This is a genomic window from Mesorhizobium sp. M0058 (genome assembly GCF_040323095.1).
Classification (GTDB): Bacteria; Pseudomonadota; Alphaproteobacteria; order Rhizobiales; family Rhizobiaceae; genus Mesorhizobium.
This window is the reverse complement of the sequence record NZ_JAMYUQ010000003.1, coordinates 178195-201333: the sequence shown is the minus strand read 5'-3', so window position 1 is coordinate 201333 and position 23139 is coordinate 178195. Positions and strand designations below refer to the sequence as shown.

General features: G+C 61.5%; 7 protein-coding genes and 3 pseudogenes. 2 read left to right on the top strand and 8 right to left on the bottom strand.

Annotated features, from left to right (window positions below; translation table 11 throughout):
- The first annotated feature begins 164 nt into the window (after window positions 1-164).
- Both NKJ75_RS06135 and NKJ75_RS06130 read left to right on the top strand, forming a co-directional pair.
- Window positions 165-1002, top strand: a pseudogene (locus NKJ75_RS06135) (tyrosine-type recombinase/integrase).
- Between the two features lie 3 nt (window positions 1003-1005).
- A pseudogene (locus NKJ75_RS06130) lies at window positions 1006-2195 on the top strand (IS91 family transposase).
- A 111-nt stretch (window positions 2196-2306) separates the two neighbouring features.
- Here NKJ75_RS06130 and NKJ75_RS06125 read toward each other — a convergent pair.
- The 8 genes and pseudogenes from NKJ75_RS06125 to NKJ75_RS06090 all read right to left on the bottom strand — a co-directional run.
- Window positions 2307-3365, bottom strand: a pseudogene (locus NKJ75_RS06125) (IS3 family transposase); the annotation flags it as partial.
- 334 nt (window positions 3366-3699) lie between these two features.
- Complete coding sequence (locus tag NKJ75_RS06120; RefSeq protein ID WP_352499356.1) at window positions 3700-4167, bottom strand: hypothetical protein; 468 nt, start codon at window positions 4165-4167, stop codon at window positions 3700-3702.
- Window positions 4168-4238: 71 nt separating this feature from the next.
- On the bottom strand, window positions 4239-6335 hold the full coding sequence (locus NKJ75_RS06115; protein WP_352499355.1) for a hypothetical protein: 2097 nt from the start codon (window positions 6333-6335) through the stop codon (window positions 4239-4241).
- Window positions 6336-6362: 27 nt separating this feature from the next.
- Window positions 6363-6818, bottom strand: a complete 456-nt coding sequence (locus tag NKJ75_RS06110) for a hypothetical protein (RefSeq protein ID WP_352499354.1) — start codon at window positions 6816-6818, stop codon at window positions 6363-6365.
- Window positions 6819-6927: 109 nt separating this feature from the next.
- A complete protein-coding gene (locus NKJ75_RS06105; protein WP_352499353.1) occupies window positions 6928-7695 on the bottom strand; it encodes a hypothetical protein in 768 nt (255 codons plus the stop codon).
- 83 nt (window positions 7696-7778) lie between these two features.
- Window positions 7779-7916 carry a twin-arginine translocase TatA/TatE family subunit gene (gene tatA, locus NKJ75_RS06100; protein ID WP_352499352.1) on the bottom strand — a complete coding sequence of 46 codons (138 nt, stop codon included), beginning with the start codon at window positions 7914-7916 and terminating at the stop codon, window positions 7779-7781.
- Between the two features lie 31 nt (window positions 7917-7947).
- Window positions 7948-13425: a hypothetical protein gene (locus NKJ75_RS06095; RefSeq protein ID WP_352499351.1), complete on the bottom strand. Its 5478-nt coding sequence runs from the start codon at window positions 13423-13425 to the stop codon at window positions 7948-7950.
- Window positions 13422-23117, bottom strand: a complete 9696-nt coding sequence (locus NKJ75_RS06090) for a hypothetical protein (RefSeq protein ID WP_352499350.1) — start codon at window positions 23115-23117, stop codon at window positions 13422-13424. The genes NKJ75_RS06095 and NKJ75_RS06090 overlap by 4 nt, the downstream gene beginning before the upstream one ends.
- Window positions 23118-23139: the final 22 nt, after the last annotated feature.

The following is a 23139-nucleotide window of genomic DNA, read 5'->3' as shown; positions in this document are numbered from 1 at the left end:
GCAACGAGCTGCGTAACGTCCGTTGGTGGGCCGATGAACGAACCCGCTGCGCGGGATGGGTGCGTGGGGATGAGGTAGAGATCACGAACCGGACGTCGCGCTTGCATTGAGGGTGGTTCGGCAGCGGCAGAGCATCACAGGCTTCTTCAACAAGGAGCCTGAACATGCCTCATCCAGTTCTCGAAGCTTCGATCAGCCCGTTGCGCCAGCGACTGATCGACGACATGAACATGCGGCGTTTCTCCCGGGAGACGCGACGACCTGCGCCGGTTCCAGATCAAGCAGCAGGACGACGGCGTTCCCGTGCCGACCATGAACAGCATCGTGTCGGCGCTGCGCTTCTTCTTCACGCATACGGTCGATCGTCCCGATCTGGCGCGCAAGCTCGTTCGTCTGGCGCATCCGCGCAAGCTGCCCGTGGTCCTGAGCCGCGACGAGGTTGCCCGGCTGCTCAACGCCACCACTTGCCTCAAGCACCAAGCCGCGCTCTCGGTCGCCTATGGCGCGGGCCTGCGCGTCGCCGAGGTGTCGATGCTGAAGGTCGCCGACGTCGACAGCGAGCGCATGCTGTTGCGCGTCGAGCGCGGCAAAGGCGGGCGATATCGCAACGCCATGTTGTCAGAGGACCTGCTCGCGCTGCTGCGTCAGTGGTGGAAGGTCGGGCGGCAGCAGGGCGTGATGCACCGCGACGGCTGGCTGTTTCCGGGGCAGCATCCGATGAAGCCGATCAGCACGCGGCAGCTCTATCGCGTGGTCGTCGAGGCGGCCCAGGCCGCCGACATCGCCAAGCGGGTCGGGCCGCACACGCTGCGCCACAGCTTCGCCACCCACCTGCTGGAGGACGGCACCGACATCCGGATCATCCAGGTCCTGCTCGGGCACGCCAAGCTGAACAACACCGCCTTCTATACCAAGGTCGCGACACGCACGGCGCGAACGGTGACGAGCCCGCTCGACAAGCTCGGCCTATTCAAGCCGGGAGAGATCTCGCCCGACGGCTGAGCCGTGCGCACCTCTGTCGAGGTCGCCGACATCTTCCGTGCCGCCGGGCCCGCCTATCGGGCCGTCTATGCAGGTCATCTGAGCCTGCAGCAACTCAAGGTCATGTCGGCGATCGAGCAATGTCGCACCGCGGCCCTCGGCGGGCATGTCGAAGCCTGCGAGGACTGCGGCGAGTGGCGCATCGCCTACAATTCCTGCCGCAACCGGCATTGTCCCAAGTGCCAGGGCGCGGCCGCGCGGACATGGCTCGCCGAGCGAGAGGCCGACCTGCTGCCGGTCGGATACTTCCACGTCGTATTCACGCTCCCCGCCGAGGTCGCCGACATCGCGTTCCAGAACAAGGCGGCGGTCTACGACGTGCTGTTCAAAGCGGCATCGGAGACGATGCTGACGATCGCGGCGGATCCAAAGCATCTCGGCGCGCGCATCGGCATCACCGCCGTCCTTCACACTTGGGGTTCGGCGATGACGCACCATCCGCACGCGCACATGATCGTGCCGGGCGGCGGCATCGCGCCGGACGGAAGCCGGTGGATATCGTCGCGCCCGGCCTTCCTGCTCCCGGTGAGGGTTCTCGGCAAGCTGTTCAGCCGGTTGTTCCTCAACAGGCTGATCGCGCTGCACGACGCCGGGCGGTTAGCCTTCTTCGGAACAATGGCACACCTGGCAGATCGCCGGGCCTTCCTGCACCATCTTGCTCCCGTCCTGAAGAAGCGCTGGGCTATGCCAAGGCGCCGTTCGCGGGACCGGAGGCGGTGCTCGCCTACCTGTCGCGCTACACCCACCGGGTCGCGATCTCGAACAGCCGCCTGATCGCCTTCGACAGGAACAGCGTCACCTTCCGCTACAAAGACTACCGCCGTGACGGCGCCGACCGTCAGCAGCTCATGGTGCTCACGATCGATGAGTTCATCCGCCGCTTCCTGCTCCATGTCCTGCCGCACGGCTTCCATCGCATCCGGCATTACGGCCTGCTTGCCGGCGGCTCCCGCAAAGGCAGCCTCGCACGCGCCCGCGAATTGCTGAACGTCGCTGCGCCGTCCGAGAACGACACCTCGGAAGAGCCGGCTGATGTCCGGCCGCCATGCCCCTGCTGCGGCGGACGCATGATCGTCATCGAGACGATCGAACGGTGGAGGCAGCCGCGCGGACCGCCCGACGCGAGGACAACTCACCGGGAGACCGTCCCGTGACCCGGCATGACATGATCCATGACCTGGGACCCTTGTTCCCTCCAGTTCAATGGAGAGTCCGGAGTTTCATTTCTGGCCTCATGCGGCCTGTTTTTCCAGAGCCATTTTGATGGCGAATTCGATGGGCGTGATGTTGCCCAGGGCTGAGTGTGGTCTGTTCTGGTTGTAGTCCTCCTTCCATAGATCGATTGCTGCCCGTGCTTGCGTGAGAGTGGAGAACAACGTTTCGTTCAAGCATTCGTCGCGAAATCGGCCGTTGAAACTCTCCACGAATCCGTTTTGCATCGGCTTGCCGGGCGCGATGTAGTGCCATTCGACGCCGCCTTCCTGGCACCATTTGAGGATCGCCATCGACGTTAGCTCGGTGCCATTGTCCGAGACGATCGTGCGAGGCCTGCCGAGGCGGGCGAGGATGGCATCCAGCTCCCGAGCGACGCGGGCGCCCGACAGCGATGTATCCGCGACCAGCGCCAGGCACTCGCGCGTGAAGTCGTCGACGACGGCCAGAACCCGGAACCGGCGTCCGTCCGTGAAGGCATCGCTTACGAAGTCCAGGCTCCAGCGCTCATTCGTCCGACCCGGCCGATCATCGGCCGTCTTGTTCCCAAGGCCCGTTTGCGGCCGCCACGCTTGCGGACCTGGAGCTTCTCCTCCCGGTAAAGCCGCCGCAGCTTCTTCTGGTTCATCACGATCCCTTGCCGTTCAAGCATGATGTGGATGCGCCGGTAGCCAAAGCGGCGGCGCTCGGCAGCCACCGTCTTCATCGCGGCTCGAACGGCGGCATCGTCCGACCGGATGCTTGTGTAGCGAACGCTTGAGCGGTCGACGAAAAGAGCCTTGCACGCCCGACGCTGGCTCACCCCATGCCGATCGCAGGCGTGGGCCACAGCGCATCGCTTGGCATCGGGCGTCACCATTTTTTTGCGGCGACATCCTTCAGGATGGCATTGTCTGCTCGGCCAGCAGCTTCTTCAGCTTGGCGTTCTCCTCTTCCAAAGCCTTCAGCTTGCGCGCATCGGAAACGTCCATGCCACCGAACTTGGCCTTGTATTTGTAGAAGGTCGCTTCCGAGATCCCATGCTTGCGGCAGACATCGGCGGTCTTCATACCCGCCTCCTGCTCCTTCAAAATCGCGATGACTTGTTCTTCCGTGAACCGTGAACGCTTCATTCGTCCGTCTCCTTGAGTGGGACAGACTACCAAAAACTGGAGGAGGTTCAGGGTCTCAGGTCACGTTCGTCTGCGCCCCTAAGCCCGTGTCGAAAGTACCGTCACCATACCCAATTTCTGCCTCGCTTCGTGCAAGATCAATAGCCATCATGGGCCCGGAGGATAGATCTTAGAGGCATCATCGACTTTCTTGTGGGCAAGGCTTTCCAAGCTAACAGGTCAGCGATTGCAAGCGCGGGAAAGGCGCTTTTCTGATCGCGTACCGTCGTTGGATGGACGACTGACTTTCGAAGCAGGCCGGGCTGCCGGGATGTGTAGAACTCGCTTCGGATCGCTACCGCCAGACCTCGTCAGAAGATGAAAGCCATTCCTCGACCGTTTTAGCGACGGTTTCCAGAAGGGTGCCTTTGGGTAGAGGAAGAACCTCGCCGCCGGCCTCCTTAATAACTTTTGCTACGTCCTCCGGGGATTCGTGCACCAGAATCCTCGTATTGCCCATCTCGAAACCGGAATTGCAACCATCTCCCAGATCCGTAGAAGGCACGAAGATTGGACCCGAAGCTTTTTCGCCGTTGAACCAGACCGGCTTGCCGCCAGGAAGATGCAATTGCGCCAGCTTTGGCAAATCTGCTTTGACCAGAGCAGCTATTGACGCGCTATCCTCCATCACCAGGGACCTCATACTCCAATCAACAAGTGTGTTGGCCTTGGTACCGTCGTTGAAGGTTGTGTCTCTTATTCTCACGACCTTTTTGCCGTCTATTTCGATCGTTTGCTTGTTTGGTAGGGTTGCGCTTATCACAAGGTTGCTCCAATTATCGAGTGATCCCCAGTACACTATAGGCTCAAAATATTGCCGCGCCAGCCGGGATGTCAACATACACGACCACACACGCCCAACACGCATTTCTCTCCACAAACTACAGCCTTGGCGGCTTCTCCAGCTGCCTTGCCTGCGTCTTCGATACCTTTAGCTACATTTTCAAGACCTTTTCCGCCTTCCCGGATGACATTATCTGGAGCATCGACGATTGATTGAAACGGGGTCTTGGCGAGCTTCTCGATTTCCTTTTTGGATTCTTCGGCGACGTGGCCTCCTTCCTTAAATATCTTCTTTATGAAAACGACAACTTCATTGTTGCTTCCAATCTCAACCTGGTTGTCCACCAGAAGCAGGGCGTAAGCATCTTCGGGCGCGCACGGAACGTTTGGCGCCGAATTTAACACGGCCTCCTTCAGAGCATCCCGTTGTTTGTCGATTTCGCTCGCCTCAGCAAGTTCCGGCTCCACGGTAGGTCGAGCGCGCATGCTCAAGCCATTACTTTGCACTTGGACGTCGTCGATGGTCCAACTGACCTGCAACTCCTTGTATTGAAAATAGCTGTCCTTCTTGGGCTTGCCGGCATCCGGCTTCTCGCCCAAAATGTAGGTAGAAGGCAGGCTATCAAGCAAAATTGACGGCGCCTGTTGGCCACCTCCAACATTTCTCTTGACCCGTACACCGAAAGGCTTGAGGGCTATCCACGCCTCCTTGATGAAGTCTTCTCTCGTCATGGGATTGACATCAATTTCGATTCGGACACAGCTCAACTGGGGTTGAAGAACGACTGCGGTGCCCGAGGGCGTAACCCGCTTTTCCGGCTTCAGCGAAACGGGAAGCGCTATGCTGGTCTCACCGATGAGATCGATATCCTTGCCAATCCCTCCACCGACAGCTCCGGTCGATAGGTGGATGTGGCCGGAGGCTGTCACTTTGGCACTGGCGGCGACTGTCGAACTCAGACCTGTACCAGGCACCCACCCGAGTTGCGGCGGCTGAACGCTCACTTCTCCATGCACAAAATCTTGTATCCGCGGCGTCACAGTCAAACCGACGTCTCCGAGCAAATCGTCCTTCAGCAGGAAGGCGCTTGCAATTGTGCCGCTTGCGTTGGCGCTGCTGATAATGATCTTGTTTTGTCCGTTCTTCCATGGCCGTTGAATTTCGCTGGCCAGATCCAGTATCTGTTGATTGGAAACGCGCACTTCGGCAATGCCGTCAATTCTATCGAATGGCTTTAGTTTTTCAGCTACCGATAGCCGCAACTTGTCGACAGTTTTCTGCAACTCGGACGGATCAGACGGCAGTGCCACCGGCTTCGGGAGCGGCCGTTCCGATTGACCCAACATCCAGATGCCTTGGGAAGTCACCAAGGGTACGTCGGCAACAATCAGCCGCTCGAAAGTGGGGCCGTCCAGTTTAACCTGGAGGTCATATCCACCACCCTTATCGAAATCGGAATGGCTCTTGCTATCAACTCTCGCTTCTATCTTTATCGGAGATTTTATCGCTGGCACGGCTAACGCAAGTTCCTCTCCGTACTTCAGTAGAACTCCGGCAGCGACGATTTCAGACGCGACTTCTCCAGCTGAAAAAATTTCAAAGGGATTCCAAGACAGACTAGGTCGAATGCTGGTTGGAATAACCAACAACTTTACGTCCGTCCTTCCTGTGGCGGGGTCAGTTTGGGCCGCGGGCATGAGTTGAGCGTCTATGGTCAAGGCCACGAAGGCATTGCTCCACCAATGATCCACGCGGTCCGGCACGTAACGGGCCGTCACCGACAATCGTGGCCGCAACTGTGCGGCACGCGTCTCAAACGAGACGCTGTTCAACGATATGACAAACGCGCCATCGTATCGGCCTGCCTCATCCCGTTTTCCTTGTGATACCACAAATTCAAGGCCGGTCAGAGACGCCGCCAAGTTATTGATAGAGGTTGTTGGCAGATAAGCCCGGTTCTCCCAATCTTCGGGGCGAGCACCACTTTCGAGCATCGAAGAAACGAACGAGAGCGACGCCGCCTCAGACTTCAGAGTCCCCTGTATGATGATGGGCCTGAAGTAGGCATACCAAATCACTCCGACGGCGATCGTAACCGCTAGAATTGAGAACATCGCCAATCGCGCCAACTTCGTCAGAGTTTTCATCGTTCTCTCCAAAAATGAAGGGCTAGGCTAGTACAGAGTTTCGCAGCCGTTCCCAGTCCACTTTACTTTGATATGACGTGAAGGAATTCTGAGCTTTTCAGGGGATATGGTGTCAAACACGCAATCGTTGACCCGCGAGGTATCCGCTCGTGAATCCTCTGTCACGGGAAGGAAGTGCAGCGTAGGCGAGTCACCAAGGCCGACAGCAGTTCCAAACGAACGAGTTTGATTCGGCTGGAGAAGCAGCCCGGTCGGCGTCTCCTTTCCGTTCGGGGTTGCTAGCTTTTCGACCAAGGTATTCCTTCCATGCCTACCGGTGTTGTCGATGTACGCGAAAACTGTTCCAGCGGCGGCGTTCTCGACTGAAATCTCGATGGCCTCGCCTTCCCACCAGTTTGTCAGAAAGAAGGAAAGAACGATTGCCACTAGAGCGAGAGAGCCGGCACCGATCCATTGTCTTTGGGTCAACTTTGGGAGTTCCATGATGCTCTTACCTTTCGGAGCCAAATTGGCAGATAGTGGTCTAGGAAGTCTGTAGCATCATCCCGCTGTTCCGCCTTCGCTATAGCCATGATAGGCGGCGCGAGCCGGATCAAAAATCCACGTGCTGACTGAAGACGCCGACCTGACGCGGATTGCGCGCGGCATAGCGGGTCTTGAGGTTGTCCAGCATGTGAAGCCATACTTTGTGACCTTGACCAAAGATCTTCTCGTTGGGAACGATCGGTGTTGCGAAGATGCCGGCATCGACGACCCGGTCGGCAGCCTTGACGAATATCGTCAGCGAATCGTCGCCATTGTCCCGCACACCAAATGCTCGATTGCCGGAAACCGGGTGCCAGCCCGGGCTAGAATATGTGTTGGCGGAGCCAACTTTCACGGTCGAGAACAGGAAGTCGGTAGGCGTTTCGCACGAGACGACAACCGCGCCTGTCTCCGCATCGAAAACACCGGCAATGCTGGCAAGGGTAAAGACCAGAACGGCGCCGCGATAGTCGCTGGAATTCCACAATGCCTTGCTCGCGGGATCCAGCGGCTCAACCTTGGTGTAGGAGGATCCGGAAAAAACAACACCCGACAAATTGGCGCGGATCTCAGCAAGCAGGTCCGATGCCGACTGACCATTCTTGTCGATCACCAGGGAATATTGATCGATATTGAGCTGCCCTTGACCGGTGCCAGCAATCGTCTGGACGACATCGACGTTGTCATTGAGATCCTTGGAAGCCTCGAACGTTTCCAGTTCGGACCAGCTCGGCCGGTCGAAAACCATCGGTGGAGCGACAAACTGGACGCATTCTGCGAAGGCTATTGTGGGTACTGCCATCAAACCGATCAAACTGTAGACAAGACGCTTCATTGTTACCTCCATGGAGCGCTCTTCAGCGCTTGTGCTACCTCGACTGCGAGGCGATAGAAGATGAGACGGCTGAGCGTGCTCGATCAGTCTTTCAACTGACGGCGGACATTTCCGATACCTTGTCCGATGTCGCCCATCAGAGCCGAGATGCGGCCGCGGCCGAACAGCAGGATGATGATCGCCAAAACGATCAGCCAATGCCAAATGCTTAAAGTGCCCACGACAAACTCCCTTGCTCTTCGATTTGGTTGCTCATGGTGATTCAAAGAAGGGCAGGCGCGCGCTGAATCTCGGACCGGACTCCACGAAGGTGTCCGCCGAAAACATCGTTCCCAGCAGAACCGGCTCCTTGCGGTAGCTGGCGGGCATGCGCCGGTCGACCTCCTCGAGATAAGCGACAATGCGGCCGCCGCCGAGGGTGTCCAGGGCGGGACGCTGGAGATCGAAGGTGGTCGCCCAGACCAGCGTCGCATTTTTCAGTTTCGCTTCGGGCAGTTCGAACTGTGGCTCGCTTTCAAGCGTGCGCGGATCCTGCACGGGAAGTATCAGTTGGTCCTTCTCGAAACGAAGATCATCCTTTGAAAGCGGCGTACGAAGCACGGCGCCATTGTCGTCTTTCGCCTCGTGGAACAGGGACAGCTTGACTTTGGGCCGGCGCAAGGTGGCGAAATTCCTTCGCCATTCCTGCTTCTCTCCCTCCGTGCCGGGAAGGGAGTCGGGATCGATATCCCTGATGTCCGTCGACCCCAGACCGGAGACAGAGATCGACACACGGCGATCCTCGGAGCCGGGAATCAGCGACTCCGCGATTTCGACGTTGCGCTCCGGCAGAAGCTGCATCATGACCGTCACCGGCTCAGACAACTTAAGCTCATCCCGGATGGAATTGTGCTGGTAACGCACGAGACCAAACCGTACGAAGGGCTCCGATGCGCGGATCGGTTTCAGGTCCACGTCGACATACCATTCCTCGCGGTCGAGATCGAAGCATGGCTCGAAGGTCAGCAGCGTAACGGGCAGATAGTCGTAAACGGGCTCTGCTTTTGCTCGCGAAGGCGTGCCTTCCGGCTTCGGCTGCCGGCGAACCGGCAAGAGCGCTGTGTCCACCACGTCGGGGCGATGCGGCCCCTTGAGCTTCTGCGCCAGGTCGCCGAAGGCCTCGGGCGGAATGAAGTTGCCGGATTGCGGCGTTTGGTCCTCGCGGATCGGATCGCCACCCCAGCGGGTGACGAACGCGCCGCCGGGGCCAAGATCCGCGTCGGCATAGTCGCGCAGATTGAGCACGCGGTCGCCGAACAGTATCTTGTTCTTGTCGACATTGTCGCCCGACAAAGAGGTATAGCCGGGCGGCCAAAGCACGATACCCAGGCGCTCGCCTTCGCCGGAACTGAACCAGCCGCGTGCGAGATACAACCGCGTCAGCGCGCGGCGGGTGAAGAAATGACTCCTGACACCGCTTTCTGAAGTCGCGGAACTGCGCGAGATGACGAAGGATGGTTCCGGCCGCAGGACATCCGGCGCGGCCGGGCGCCGCGTGGACTTCATCCACACCTCGGCGACCTCCGCTCCAAGCACCGCCTGGTCCGTCCGCTTCAGTGGCTGGCGCCGATAAAGAAGTTGCTCCTTGCCTCCCACATAGGTTGGTGCAGTCTCGAAGGCATAGGCGTGCCGCGACAGCGAAACCAACTTCAATGAGAGCTTGCGCGCCAGCGTGTCGCGGAAGATGTGCGGCCGTTCCGTCTTGATGATGCGTGTACGGCGCGTAACGTCCCGGGCATCCTGCTGCATGGCAATCTGCTGCGTGATGGGCACGGCGGTGCTGGCCGCGGCAAAGAGCGGCGCGAGTTCGATCGCGGTCATGCGACCCGGTGCGGCGCTGAATATGGGCGCGCCGGCCTGGCCGTCCGGCTCCGATTCAAACGCATCGCCCGCGGGAACCCCGCAGGCCCCGCTTTTGGGGTCTTTTTTTAGGGTCAGAATTTTACCGACCGCCCCGGTAGTAGGCAGATTGCCGACGCTGAGCAGCGTCACGCTATGCCGCGGCAGCAAGATCGAGCCGTTTTCCGCCACGCGAAAACCGACCACGTCGGTCGGCGCGACGTAGGCCTGTTCGCCTGTCGGTGTGGTGAGCGTTGGCCAACGGCCGGTGCGGCGCGAGATCATGCTGCGCCCACGCTGTCGGCTGTCGAGCGCGGCGCCGTCGACGCCCACGGTCTCGGCAACAAGCTGAAAGCCGTCGGCCAGGGATAGGTCAATCTCCACCTTGCCGTTGAGGAGAAGGCCCGTGGCCTCTTCGACATTTTTCAGATCGGGACTGATGACGGCCTCGCATGGCATCTCGTTGTTTCTTCGGACAGCTTCGAGTGCGCCGGCATTCTGAAAGCGGGCGGCGAGCGCCGGCTTGTTCACGGCATGACAGACCCGGAGTGTCCTGACCGCGGCGACCTCCTCGATCGGCCATTGGCGCCGAACGGCGGTCAGGATGTCTGTCGCGGTAGCTTTCAAGGTCTGTGCATCCGGCAACTCCGCACCGCCTATGCCGGTCGCGGGCTGCGTGGTTGCGACACGGGTGCAGGCGGTCGCGATCTTGTCGCCGCAGATCTGTTTCAGGTTTTCGAAGGCGGGGCCATTGGGCCCGGCGAGCTTGAGCTGAAGGGCGATCGTCTCCGGCAATGCGAAGCGCTGGTAGAACATTTCAGGCGTCGGCAGGCAGGCGATTTCCAGATCGAAGTCCTCGCCGGGGTAGAGACTGACATTCAGCTGCTGCACCCGCGTGCCATGCGCCGGCTTGGACTTGCCGACCGGCGCCAGCCAGACAATGCCGGCCTTCTGGGCGATGTCGTCAATCGATTTTGGGTGGTCCGGCCTCACGTTGCCGGCATCCTTCACACGCTTCACGACATTCACGACCAATGGCAAGGCGTGCGGATAGGCCTTGCCGTCATAGAGTGCCACTTGCAGATCGCCATCGAGATATTTGTCACTGCCGCGAATGCGTGCCCGTATCGAGAAATGGTCGATGGCAGGATCCGGCAGATAGCCCACCGACCCCTTGGGCTCGGCGTTAATGCCGCCAGGCTCGAAGACCGGAATGCCGCTCTCCGTTGCGTCCGCGACCGCGTCGACCTTGCGCCGATAAATGGCGCCCTCGGCGTCCAAAGTGTCGCGAGTGGTGGTGATGGAGACCGGAAAGCCGCTTGCGCGTGGCTCGGCATTGGAATGCGGCGCGAGCAGCGAGGGCTTCGGCGTATAAGTCACGTCGATCAGTCCGCCGCGGCGGACCTCGCCGGCATTGCCTCCGTCCATTCGCCCGTGGCGGACGACGAGGTCGAGCCCGACTTCGGGCGCCACCACGACACGCATCGTCGTTTCGGGCTTGGCCCGCTTCGGCCCCGGTACATAGTCGCCCGCAATATCCTTTTCGTCGCCATCCTGCAGACCGGACGGCACGTTGTTCCATGACCTTATGATCGCCTGGTCGGCCTGTTCGTAACCCATGCGGTCATAGCGCTGCTGGGCGAGATGGCTCGGCAGCATCAGCACCGGCGCATTGATGCTCTCGTGACGCAGGAAACGCCTTGGCCGGGCATTCTTCCCCTTGGCCGCCGGCAAGGTGCAGTTTTCCTGCGTGTTGGCGGCTGTTTCGGCGCCGTTCGCATCGGGCGAACCACCGCCGAGAAATGCCGAGCGGAAACGGAACAGATAGGGATAGCCGAAGCGCAACGGTGCCGGCCGCAGCGCCGCCTTTGCCGTTTCCATGCCCGGAAGGTCGAGGTTGCGATCGAAAGGCAGGTGGCTGGGCAGCGATTTGCCGGCAGTCCCCGCATCCGTGAGCACGCCCGCGGGAGAGCCATCCCAGGTGTAGATCGCTTCCTCGGCAACGGCCTCATAGGCTTGGTCTTTCACCGGCATGAAGCGCGCCGCCACCTGGAACGAGACTTCCTCCAGCACACCCTTTCCGCCCTTGCCGGAAAACATGTCCTTCAGGATGTTCTCGGCGACGGACTCGGCTTCGCGAAAATTGAAGTCGACATAGCGGCGCATGAGGCTTCGCCATTTCAGGCTGGCCAGAGCGTCATCGCCATTTGCGGCAGCCACATCGACGCGCCGGCCGATCGTCAGATCTTCGGCGTGAAGAACAACGATCTGGTCCGGATCCAGAAGCCCCGCCATATGCGCGGCCGATAGCGCCAGGTCGCGAGCAATTTGATCCCCGCGCCCGCGATCGAGAATTGTGAAACCGCCCGTCTGATGCGCTTCGCCACGGTCCTTTCCGGTCGTCTTGCCGTCGACGGAGCGACGCAGGTCAAGCGACACGAGATCGTAACGCGGAACCTCGATTTCATGCTTTTCGGCATCGGTCACCTTGGTCGTTGCGCCCAGCTTCCAGATGCCATCCCGCTGTTCGGCCAGATCCGGCCGGTTGAGGATTTCCGCCTTGCCGTCTTCTTTGACGACGACCAACGCCTCGAAGGCCGAAACGGGCCAGAAACTGTCGTCGTGCCGGCGCGCTGCGGTCGCGATGGCCGCGCGGCGAGGCGCGACCGGTGGAGCGAGCGCCAGATGAAGCAGTTCACCCTGGAAGGCTGCAAATGCCGACGCCTCAACTTCGAAATCGATGGCGAGGCAAAACAGTCTCGAAAGCACGGGATCGCCTTGCAGGGCGAAATAGACACCGCGCATCTCGTCCAAATTGGTGTCGGGTTTGTTGATCGGATTGCGGAGATCGGGCTGAATCAATTCGCCCTTTTCGTTGCGCTTGGCCCGATACAGCGTGCGGCGCTGTAGCCACATGCCATAATGGTGCGAAGCGCGGCGTACCGATCTGTCGGTCTTGTTGGCGCTCTTGCTGTCGTTCGCGGGTGGGACAACGACGTCGCCTGGGGCCGGCACGATGCTGGCGGCCTTGGGCGCCGGCAAGTTCGCGGCATCGCCCTTGTCGTTGCCGACCAGCTTGGAAACGTTGAGGTTCATGGCCCTCGTCATCGCTCGCAGTTCATCTGTAGCTGCCACCGCGGCATCGAACTGCTCTTTCGTGGTGCTGTCGTCCGGCTCATGGCTCTCATCATCCACGGCAAATTCGCCGCGAAGCTGTTTGGCCAGGACGCGGGCCGCGCGCTCACCCTGTTCCTCCAACGCGAAATCGCTTTGCCTGACGGGCACCACACCCTTGATCATGAGGGTCTGTTCGCGAGGCGGCGGGTCGGCGATTATGGCGCCACCATCATCGAAGCTCGGTGATCCCGCATGCTTGTCCTGAAGATCAGACTTGTGCTTGTTGCCGCTGATCGACCTTTCAATGTCTAGCGCAAGAGCTTTCCAATTTTGTGGTTCGTCCTTCACCAGACTTTGCTGCCAAAGCCGCTTGATGGCATCCCACCGTTCGGGTTTGTCAAAGGCAGCCGCTGAAATTGCCCGAACGGGTATGCGCGTCCACTCTGGCACGGCGACCGACGGGATTTTCTCGGCCGTGATGGACCGGGCTAAGAGCCCGAGGGAGGCCTTGGGGCCGAACGGGCCGAGGCCCTGCCGCAGCCGCGTGGCCATCTCGAGTGGCCAGTTCTCGAGCTCGAAAGCCCCTTCGGCGGCCAGGATCGGCTTCCTGCTGTCGTACTCAGGGGTGGCGATAAGCGTGAACTTCAGCCACTTGCCCTTCTTGTCCTGCCGCGTGCCGTTGGCGACTATGCGCAGCAGTGGGCGGACTGGAACCCTTGGCTCTGTGATGGTCATAGCTTCATTCCCTCAAGGAGGCCGGTTTCGAAGTAGGTGGCGTAGACGCCCCAGTTGATGGTCTGGTCGGCGGCATCGATGATGATGTGGCCGGGCTCGGGATCGGTTGCGCCCGTGGTCATCGGGTCGATGCCCTGGGGCGCATCGGCGGCACGGATCATGGCAAAACGGGTACCGTTCTGGTCATCGATCTGGCCGGCGCCGCTGGGCGGGCCACTGCCGAGCTTTCCTTCCTGGCGGAGTGCCGTGATAGAATAGTCGTAGTCCGCGATGCCCAGCGAGAAGGAGAAGGAATAGGTCGCTTCGCCGTACATCTCCCCGCCTTGGGCGGTGCCGAGCCGCACATAGAGCGATGTCGCGAAGTGGAATATCCATATGCTGGCCGATCCACCGGCGAAAAAGGTGCCGTAGATTTCGGTGGTCCTGCGTCCATTGGCCTTGAGGATGCGGACGAACACGCCGACCGAGATGCGGCATTGCGCCTGCATCGGACCGTAGCCGATGGCAGCCCCGCCGCCATATTCGAACGACGCCTCGAAGCCGCGAACGCCATCCGATGCGGCATAGATGGAAAAGTATCCCGATCCGACGAACGGCAGCACGCCCATGCTGAAGGGAGAAAGCCGACGGCCGAGTGACACTTTGAACAGCGCCTCCTCGTCGCCGAAGGGCAGTTCGGCGGAGACGTTGAGCGACACGTTGAAGAAGGACGTGAAGCCGACGCCGATGGTGCCCAGGTTGATGCCGTAACCCGCCTCGATGCCGGCGCCGCGGGTCATCGGCTGGATAAACACGCCATTGCCTTCCTTCGGCGTCAGGAAGCTCTGCAGGGATTGCGCGAATTCAAGATCCTTGCCGATCGTGAAGTCTTCGTATTTCACGTCGAACCGGGCTTTGGAGCCATCGCTTATGGAGAAGGCGGCGCCGCCGAACTTCAGGCGCAGCGCGTCGGCCACGCCGCCGATGAGATAGATGTCGAAAGGCCCCATGCTGGCACTGGCGGCGAATTCGGCCTTCTGGTTCAGGAGGTCGAGCGACGCCCGCACGGTGATGCCGAACGCGGAACCCACTTTCGGCTGGAAGATGGCGGTGTCGCCGGTTGGCGTGGTTACCTTCGAGTTGAAGTCGTAGGAGAACTTCACCTTGGTCGGGATCAGTGCGGCAATGGCATCTTCTATCTGGTCGCGGAAAGCGCCGAAATCGATCGCCGCCAATATATCGCCACGCAACAGGTCCTTCGCCATCTCACCGGCCTGGGCGATGATGACCAGAGGCGCCGCCCTGCTCGCATACCAGCCCTGGAAAAGGGCGACGATGCGACGACGCAACGCCGCCCGTTCGTCCCCGGTCAGTGCAGCAAAACCCTTCGCTGCTTCAACGATCGCTTTTTCCTGGGCGAGGCGGTCGCAGGTGGCGAGGTCCGTGACCGGTCTGGTTACGTCACCGATATCGCAGGCAAGCGCGCCGGTCGCGGCGAGTGCCGGTGCTGCTTCCACCAACAGTGCGCGCCGCGCGAATGGGGCGAAGAGCTGGATATTGCCAATCGAGCCGAGAAGATCTTTCCTGAGGCCGAGGATCGCGAGATAGCCGATCGTCAACGTGTCGAACAGCTGCCAGCTGGCAATCCGGTCTTCAATGGCATTTGTAATCGCCGGTGGAGCGCCTTTCAGCCGCAGCTGCAGCGCGCGCCAGTGCCGCAGCACCGCAGCCTCCGCGTTGCGCAAGGCCCGCGCCGCCACGAAGTAGGAGGCGGGATCGTCCAGACCTTGGAAATAGGCTTTCAGCGGCTTTTTGTTGCTGAGTTCCGCGCCAAGCAGGTTCTTGATCGTCTTCAGGCCGATCGGTTCGAGCTTGACGCCGGCGGCTGCAGTCAACTGCCGCTTGACGCCGTCCAGCGCGGCTATGAGCTGCGTGCTTTCCGGATCGAGCGGGAAGCCGAAGCTCGTGGCGATACCGGCCAGATCTTGCACGCCTACCTGCAAGCCGGCGATTGCGTCGACGGGACCGGCAGTGCTGATCGTTACCAGCCTGCATCCCAGGTTCACGACATCCTCGGCCGTTTGGACGAAAACTGTCTCCCACTGCGCTGCCTTGGCCTTGAAATCTTCCAGGGTCGCACGGTTTGCGTCCTTGAGTTGAGCGAGCGTGACGCCATTCGTGGTCAGGAAATCAGCGAACCCTCCAACGACCAGGCCACCCACCACAAACGGAGCGTTCTCCTGGGTGAAGCTGGCGACGCGGTTGAGAATCGACTGCACGTGGTTTGAAATCTGCTCGCCGAGCCAGCGCAATGAACGCGCGACAGCACCGATCCGTTCGACAGCCGCTTCATCGAGATCCGCGGGGTTCGCCGCATCCGCAAGCGTGCGCAGCGAAACCTGAAGGTCGACGATGTTTCCATAGAGGTCCGAAAGCTCGGAAACCAGGCCCAAGTCTGACTCAGCGCCAGCTATGAGCGTTTTCAAATTGTCTTTGTATGTCAAAAGCTTGGCTTGCAGGCCGGACTGCACGACCGCAGGATCTTCCGCGACCTTCTCGACTTCCGGCAACATGGCTTCGGCCTGCTGGAGGACGTCGATGGCCTTGCCGATGGCAAGCAACAGGTTGTTGCTTGCTTCGACCTGGTTGGCGGTGTCGCGAACCGGCAGATCGGCATGCTGACGAGGCTTGAGTTTGAGTGGCGCGCAGGCCTCGACCTCCCTGAGGAGGATGGGCAGTTTGGTGGAACCGAGCGCCAGGGGCGCGGCGTCAAACACAGCGTCGGCGGTTGACTTTAAACTGCCGAGAAGCTTTTCCGTCACCTTCTGCTTGAGCTGTGCCTGGAGGTCGCCGACATCGATGCCGAAGACGTCTTGTGCAAACGCGCCGCTGGCTGCGAGGATGGCTTTCGGGTCGCCGACGCGCACTGCCTTAGCCAGGTTTTTGCCGCTGTCGACGGCGGCGCGCGCATGCTCCAGCCCGGCGATCAGCGGCTGGATTTCGTCGACAACGCCCACAGACCACTCGGTTGCCTGGGGAAGCAGCCGGTCGATGGCGTCCTGCAGTGCAAGCGCGGCCTGGCGTTCTGTTGACTTGGCTGCTGAGGCGACGAACTGATCCAGCGCTGCCTTCGCCTCTTTTTGCGCATCGTCGATCCCGACGCGCACCGCTCCGATGTAGGTGTCAACACCGGCTTTCAAGGCGGCTTCGGCATTGCCGCCGCTGACGACTTCGACGATGGTGGCCTCGATGGTCGACTTGAGCGCGTCGCGCGTCGCGGCTCGCACCGCGTCGAGGAAGCGTGGCGCAATGCCGCCGGTGCCGGCAACGGCGTTCCAAAGCTGTGCCGCATCGGTTTCGACAGTGGGAACCAGTTTCTTGAGCAGATCGGCCAGATCCGGGGTTAGCGCCGCCAACGGCAACCGGAACGACGGCTCGGCGGACTCCACCGGCCCGCTCTGCAACCGATCGAATATCCAGTCGGTCGCAGCTTTGGCGGCTGCCTTCGGGGCATCTTCCTTCAAGGCATCCTTGAACGTTTCGAGCGCCTTGGCGATGTCAGCCAGATTTCGCAGCCCGCCGTCGGTCAGGTCGGAGATCTGCTCCTGGACGTTGCCCACGACTGCCTGTTCCAGCCGCTCCACCGGATTGGCCGTTATCGCTGCAATGCCACGCACGAGCCGCCGCGCGGCGGTGTGGATCGCGGCAAGCTTGGGCACAAGCGCGATCGCATCCTCGGTCGCGATGGCATCCGCGAGCGCCTGGCTCAGCGCCGTCAGACCGCCATCGACCTCGGGGTAGATCGTGGAGAGGCTGAGAGGCGTCAGGTTCTTGTCCGTCAGGCGCGCTTGAAGCTCCCGCTGCTTCTGCTGCAGCATGGCGTCGAGTTTGCGCCATTCGGCGGACAGCCGGACGACCACGGCCTGCAACGGCGCCAGCACGCGGGTGCGCACGTCGTTGGACAGGCTGCCGAGCTGGTCCTCGGCGCCGCGCAGCGCCGCGGTACCGAATTCCTGAACCTCCTTAAGAACAGGCACGCTGTCCATGGACAGACCGAGGAACCACATCAAATCCTTCAGTTTGATTGTGCCGAGAAGCTTGGCGTCGAGGCTGAAGAACGACTGCACCTGCTTGATAATCTCGAGTTGGTCAGGGGCTGGATCGGGGGGCATGTTGACCGGCGGCGGTTCCGATGACGGCTCGCCCGGCTGAAGCGGAGCCGGAGCGACCGTGGGCCGGGCAATCTTGTTGTTGAAGTAGTAGGCCAGCGACGAGAGTTCGCCCGTCGCAAACTTGCGTTTTCCGAAATCAGGCTGACCGCCTGCCTTCTTCTCCTGGAACGTATCGGAGGCGGCAGGCTTCTGCTGAGTCGGGCCGCCGCTCCACCAGGCTGACGCGTCGCCGCCTAACGGGCCCTTGCTACGGCTGATGGCGATGATGTGCGATTCGGGGCGCGCGATGCCGCCGGAGCGGTCGCCATTGCCACCCATTTTCATGGGCAGGTAGTCGTCGCAGATGTTAAGAAAGACCTCCTGCGGATTTGCGTTTTTCTCATCCAGTCCCAAGGCATCCCGAGGCACGGTTTCCCCAGGGAATCCATACAGGACATAGTGGCCGTCATATTCCACCTTGGCCGTTCCCGCCTCACCGCCGCTCATGCGTTCGACCGAGCCTAGCCGAATGACTGCCTGCTCCATGGCCGGGTAGAATGGCGGCTGGCCGGCGCCTTCCAGCACGCCGGTGGTGGCGAAGTTTTCTTTGTCATCGAGCTTGCCCGTCCAGCTGGCGGCCGGCGTCGACAGCGAACGGCCCTGCGCGCGCACGCGGATGGTATCCGTCTCGAACTGCGCTTCACCCGCCCGGCTGTTGGGGGCATAGTCGATCTTGCGTCCGCCAAGCGAAATCGTGCGGCGCCGGTTCAGGACGTCAATGAGGCCCGCTTTTTCAGGCTTAAGCGCCGCGTTGTAGTGATCGACAGCTGCTTTCAGAGATTCGGGCGTGGTCGCGGCGATATTGTCGACGAAGATCATAGGCATGGCCGTCGGCGAGCCGTCAATCGACACGTCGAAGCGGTAGACGCCGTTTTCGGTGATGTCCGTGCGCGGCCAGAAAGCCAGGCCGGGCCCGGCGCTAAGGCTGATCCTGCCGTTGAGATTCTCCGGATCGACGGCGCCGGCCATCGGTGAATTCGGGTCCAGTATGTCGGGGGTCTTGTCGGCAAGCAGGCGTGCCAGCTTGCCGCACCACATGCGGCCGGCGAAAGGCTGTCCGAGCGCGCCGTAGATCTTGTCCGGCTCGGTCATCCGCAGGAACATGCGCTGGCGCAACATCGCCTTGATGCCCTGTTCGGGCGTGCGCAGGAATATGCGCTCGGTCAGCTTGACAAAAGAAGCCTTGTGGCCAAGCGGCAGCAGATAACCTTTGTAGACGACCTCGGTGCGGATATCGCGGCCGAGCACGATGTCCTGCTGCAGCGTGTCTATCGAAAAGCCTTCGAAGATCTTGTGTCCGAATATATCGTCGGCCCCGGCGGAAGGCTTGAACGACGTCTCATGCAAGAAGGATCCGCCCAGGGCGCTCAGCGTCAGCGCCTTCAAGTTCAGCGGCACCGGCTTGTACAGCGCCTGGTCGTCGGTTGCGTCAAGCAACGCGAACGCCTCGCCTGGCTCGATCTGACCGGAGTCCGCGATGAGGCCGCCAACGCTGGTCACGTCGTTGGGATCGGCGTCCTTGGCGACATGACGTTTGCCGATGACGGGCAAGCCGTATGACGACGACTGCAAGACAAGCTGGTGACGATCGAAGGCGTCGAGGGAGGTGCGGAAGATGGTGTAGTCGTCCATCGGCAGCGCGTCGCGGAAGCCCGCGCGCTCACACAGCCAGCGGATCAACCGGAACCGGTTCGGTTCGGATGCCGGCACGCAGACCTTGTCAGGCTCGTTTTGCTTGAGTTCCCCAGCCACCGCCTCTGCCGTAAGCGTATTGCTCTCCATCTGCTCCCGACCGATGAACCAGGGAGCGTATGGCCCGCGCGGCGGGGCGCCGTGGCCGGGCAGCCGTAGTGCGTCGCCGCTACGATAGCCGCCAAGTGCTGCGAGACGCAGGTCCGGCGATGCCACCGCCCGCAGGCCGGGCTCCGCGTCCGTGGTCTCGAGCCTCACCGACCAAAGATCGCGCGGCTGCGCGCTGTCGGCCTTCGGCCCGGCAAGCCCCTCCCCTTCCTCGAGGCCGGGCTCCAGGGCCGCCTCCTGGAAAGCCACTCCTGGCAGATCCGCCGACGCGGAATAGACAACCGGCGGCATGCGCCGGTTGGTCCGCCAGATCGCATCCTGCGCCGTGGACAGGATCAGCCGGGAGGGGATCTCGATCGCGGTCTCGAAATCGAGCGGCTCGCCGGGGAAGGGTTGCCCCCCACCGTCAACGGGGTCGGCGGTGCGCTCGCTGTCGAGCAACGCACGCACCTTGGCCATTCTGGCTTCTCCGGTCATCGGAGATTCGGCGAAGCCCTGGAAGCGCATCATGGCCTGGTCACTGGAATTGGTGCCGCGCTTGCCAAGCGGCGGCAGGACTCCCGACGGCAGAGCCTCGTAGAGCTTGCGCGCGCGCCGCGTCACGGCCGGCTCAAGGCGCGACCAGTCGGTCAGGGCCTCGAACGTGAATGGCAGCGGCCGAAATGCCGTGCTGCCCGATCCGGGCGCCGATGGGCCGTCGCCGGAGCTGGGATAGGTGCCCGCCTCGCGCGCATCGGCTCCCACCGCCGCCTCGCAATCGATGCGGAAGGCCAGCCGGCTCTTGCCCGACAGGCGCGCGGAAAGAAGGTTCTTCACGATATCGCGCCCTAGGGCGGCGTCGACGAAGCGGTTGACGATAGCCGTCGTCAAAGCCGGCATAGCCTGATTGTCTTTGGCGTAGCCTTCAGAGCGGTTTGCGGGAGCGAGAAATTCAATCACCAGCCTTCCGGAAACCAGATTGAAGCTGGCCGGAACATCAAAGCCCAGCCGCTGCCTGATCTGTTCGGGCGTTGCCTTGCGCTTGAGCAGCGCGACCAGCTGCACCATGGTGTCGCGCCAGAAATTCCGAAACACGCTGTAGAACGGTTCGCTCGATTCAAAGAGGCTCTCGTTGCGCAGCGCATTGGCAAAATAAGCATCCTGTTCCGCCTCGCTGATTTCAGGAGGGGGCGACGATGCATCTTTTATGGGCTGTAGCCGGTCCTTCAATCCAACAACGAGATCGTCAATCCTGTCGATCATCGCGGTTACCTCGCCGCGAACAGCGTCGGGACCCACAGCCTCCATCTGCTTGCGCGCGACAGCCATCGCGTCAGGATCGAGCGCGAACGGGCCGATATAGACACGCTGGTCCGCAGGCAGGCCGGCGGCAACGGCGGCGAATGCCTTGGCCAGAGTGGCGAAAGGTCGGTTCGGCACCTCCTTGCGCGCTTCTTGCTCGACTTTGAGCTCGCTTATCTTCTGGCGAAGCAGCGCTCGTTTGCTGCTGGTCTTGGCTTCTTCAAGCTGAGCCAGGACCGAGTTGCGGTCGCTGATCTTGACCTTCTCCCCCTCGAGATCGACCTCGTGCTCTCCCTCAAGTTCGACATCCGGCAAAGGCGGTGCTTCCGGCCGGAAGATCGCCTCCTCCATCACATGTTGCGGATCGAACTCGGCGACCAGGATCGGCCGGCTGTCATGCACGGCACCGTCATCGCCGATCCAGACGCGGGCGTCGTCGAGGGCCGGCACCAGGCGCGGACCCGGATAATATTCCAGATGCAGATCACGGAAGCGCAGACGCAGTTTCATCAGGTCATAGTCGCGCCCGCAGGTCAGCGTCGCTCCGCCAAGATCGAGCGAGGCGCGGCGCACCCCGTCGGCCAGCGGACCGACCCAGACGAAGCTGGAGGCGATGGGAAGAGGATATTCCCCATGCGGGAGTTCCGCGACGAGCTTGCCATCCTCGTAGTTGAGGCGAACATCGGACTGCCGGAAGGCCAGCCGGCTGTAGCTGGTATCAGGTAGCGCGGCATTGGTGGCAAACAGCGAAAGATCGATCTGGATGCGCCGGATGCCCGCAGGGCCAGTGCCTTCCAGCGGCCGGTCGTGCAGCATGTAGAGCGTGGCATCGGGGGCGCCGCCGCGATCACCGTTGGCGATCTGGAAGAAGCGCGCCAACTCGCTGCTGTTGCGGCCGTTGCTGTCCTTGTCGGTGGGTTCGCAGACGATCGACGGCTCGGTAACCGTGATCGCGATCGCATTGGTCGTTTCGGATGTCGTGTCCGTGCCGGCCGGCGGCGCATCGTCCCCCGCCGCGGGCTTCGCCGCCGCCGAGTCGCCGGGTATTTTGCTGTCGGTGCGCAGAACAGGTTCATCAACACGCAGCAGCCCGACCGGCGACGGGATTTCGCCGCGCACCGGCCATTTGCCTTTGTGCGGCACGGTTCCGGCAATACGTGGTCCAACGCCACTGCTTTCACCCCAGAGCACAGTGCGGTGTACAGGACTGAGCTTGCGCAGCCTCGGCGTCACGGTTTCAGCAAGAACGACGCCGCGGCTCGCCACGCCGTCGGTCAGCGCCTGATTGCCTTGCGCGATAGCAAGCACGCTCTTGCCCAGCGTCAGCGCCGAGACGACCTGCAGTCTTCCCGGCATCAGGGTTGCCGGCCCGACGATTGTATCGAGGTGCAGTTCGCAGGCTTCGGCGGGCTTCAACCGAAGATGATGGCCGCTGGCGTCGCCGATTTCGACCAGGGCTTCCGGGTGCGTCAGCTGGATCGCTTCCGGCCCGGCCTGGCCAGAGAAATAGACAATCGTCGGCGGGTCCGCGGCTTCCGGACTGTCCGCACTCGGCAGCGGATCGGCACGGCGCCAGGCGAAGCTGAAGCGCGACAGCCGAGCGCGCCCCTCGAATGCGCTCAGCCGACGTTGCCCCGTGGCGGTAACGGTCCATATCAGATTGGCGTCGATGGTGACCCGGAAGTCTTCGCCTCCGGAACCTTCCGAGTGGATCAACCCGCCGAACATCGCATCGAGCGTGCGGTCGACACGGCTGTCGGCAATGTCCTCGAAGGGCAACGGGCGGGTGTTGTCGGCCGGAGTCGTGACGGCATTGCGGAAGACCTGGAACTCAGCCGGACGGCTGCTGATGATCGGGTCGAGACCGCCGCTGGTAAGCAGCCACAAATCGGTGATGTAGGAGATGATCCAGCGCAATGCCGGGCGCTGGAACTTGAAGGCGACGAAACCGCCCTTGCCCGTACCGGTGCTGGCTTTGTCTCCATAGCGCAGCCCGTATTGGACATTGCGCACGTAGACGATCCGTTGCGGCGCCGGCGACGCCGGTCCGATATCCTGCGATGCCGGTTGGACCATGTCGAAGAAGGCCGCGGGACCGAAGGCCAACGCAGGTATGGTCCAACTGCACACCGGCGTGCGTGTTTCGGGATATTTGGCCTCTGAAGCAGGATCCTGTTGCGCCTTTTCGCTCGGATCGACCTTTGTCTCGATGACATTCAGCGTCGACAGATCGTCGGAAATGCGAAATTGTAGATCGTACCAGCTCAGGCCATTCGCTTGGGAGGTCCCGGCGTAGAACAGCATCGGGGATGACGCCATGCCGCCGAGCAGACTGCGGCGGCTGAGCCGTGGATTGACGACATCCTGCCAGCCGACGGCGCGCGCGTTGGAACCAATCCCCTTGCCGACAACGACACCCATGACGAACCTCCTCGCGAAGCCT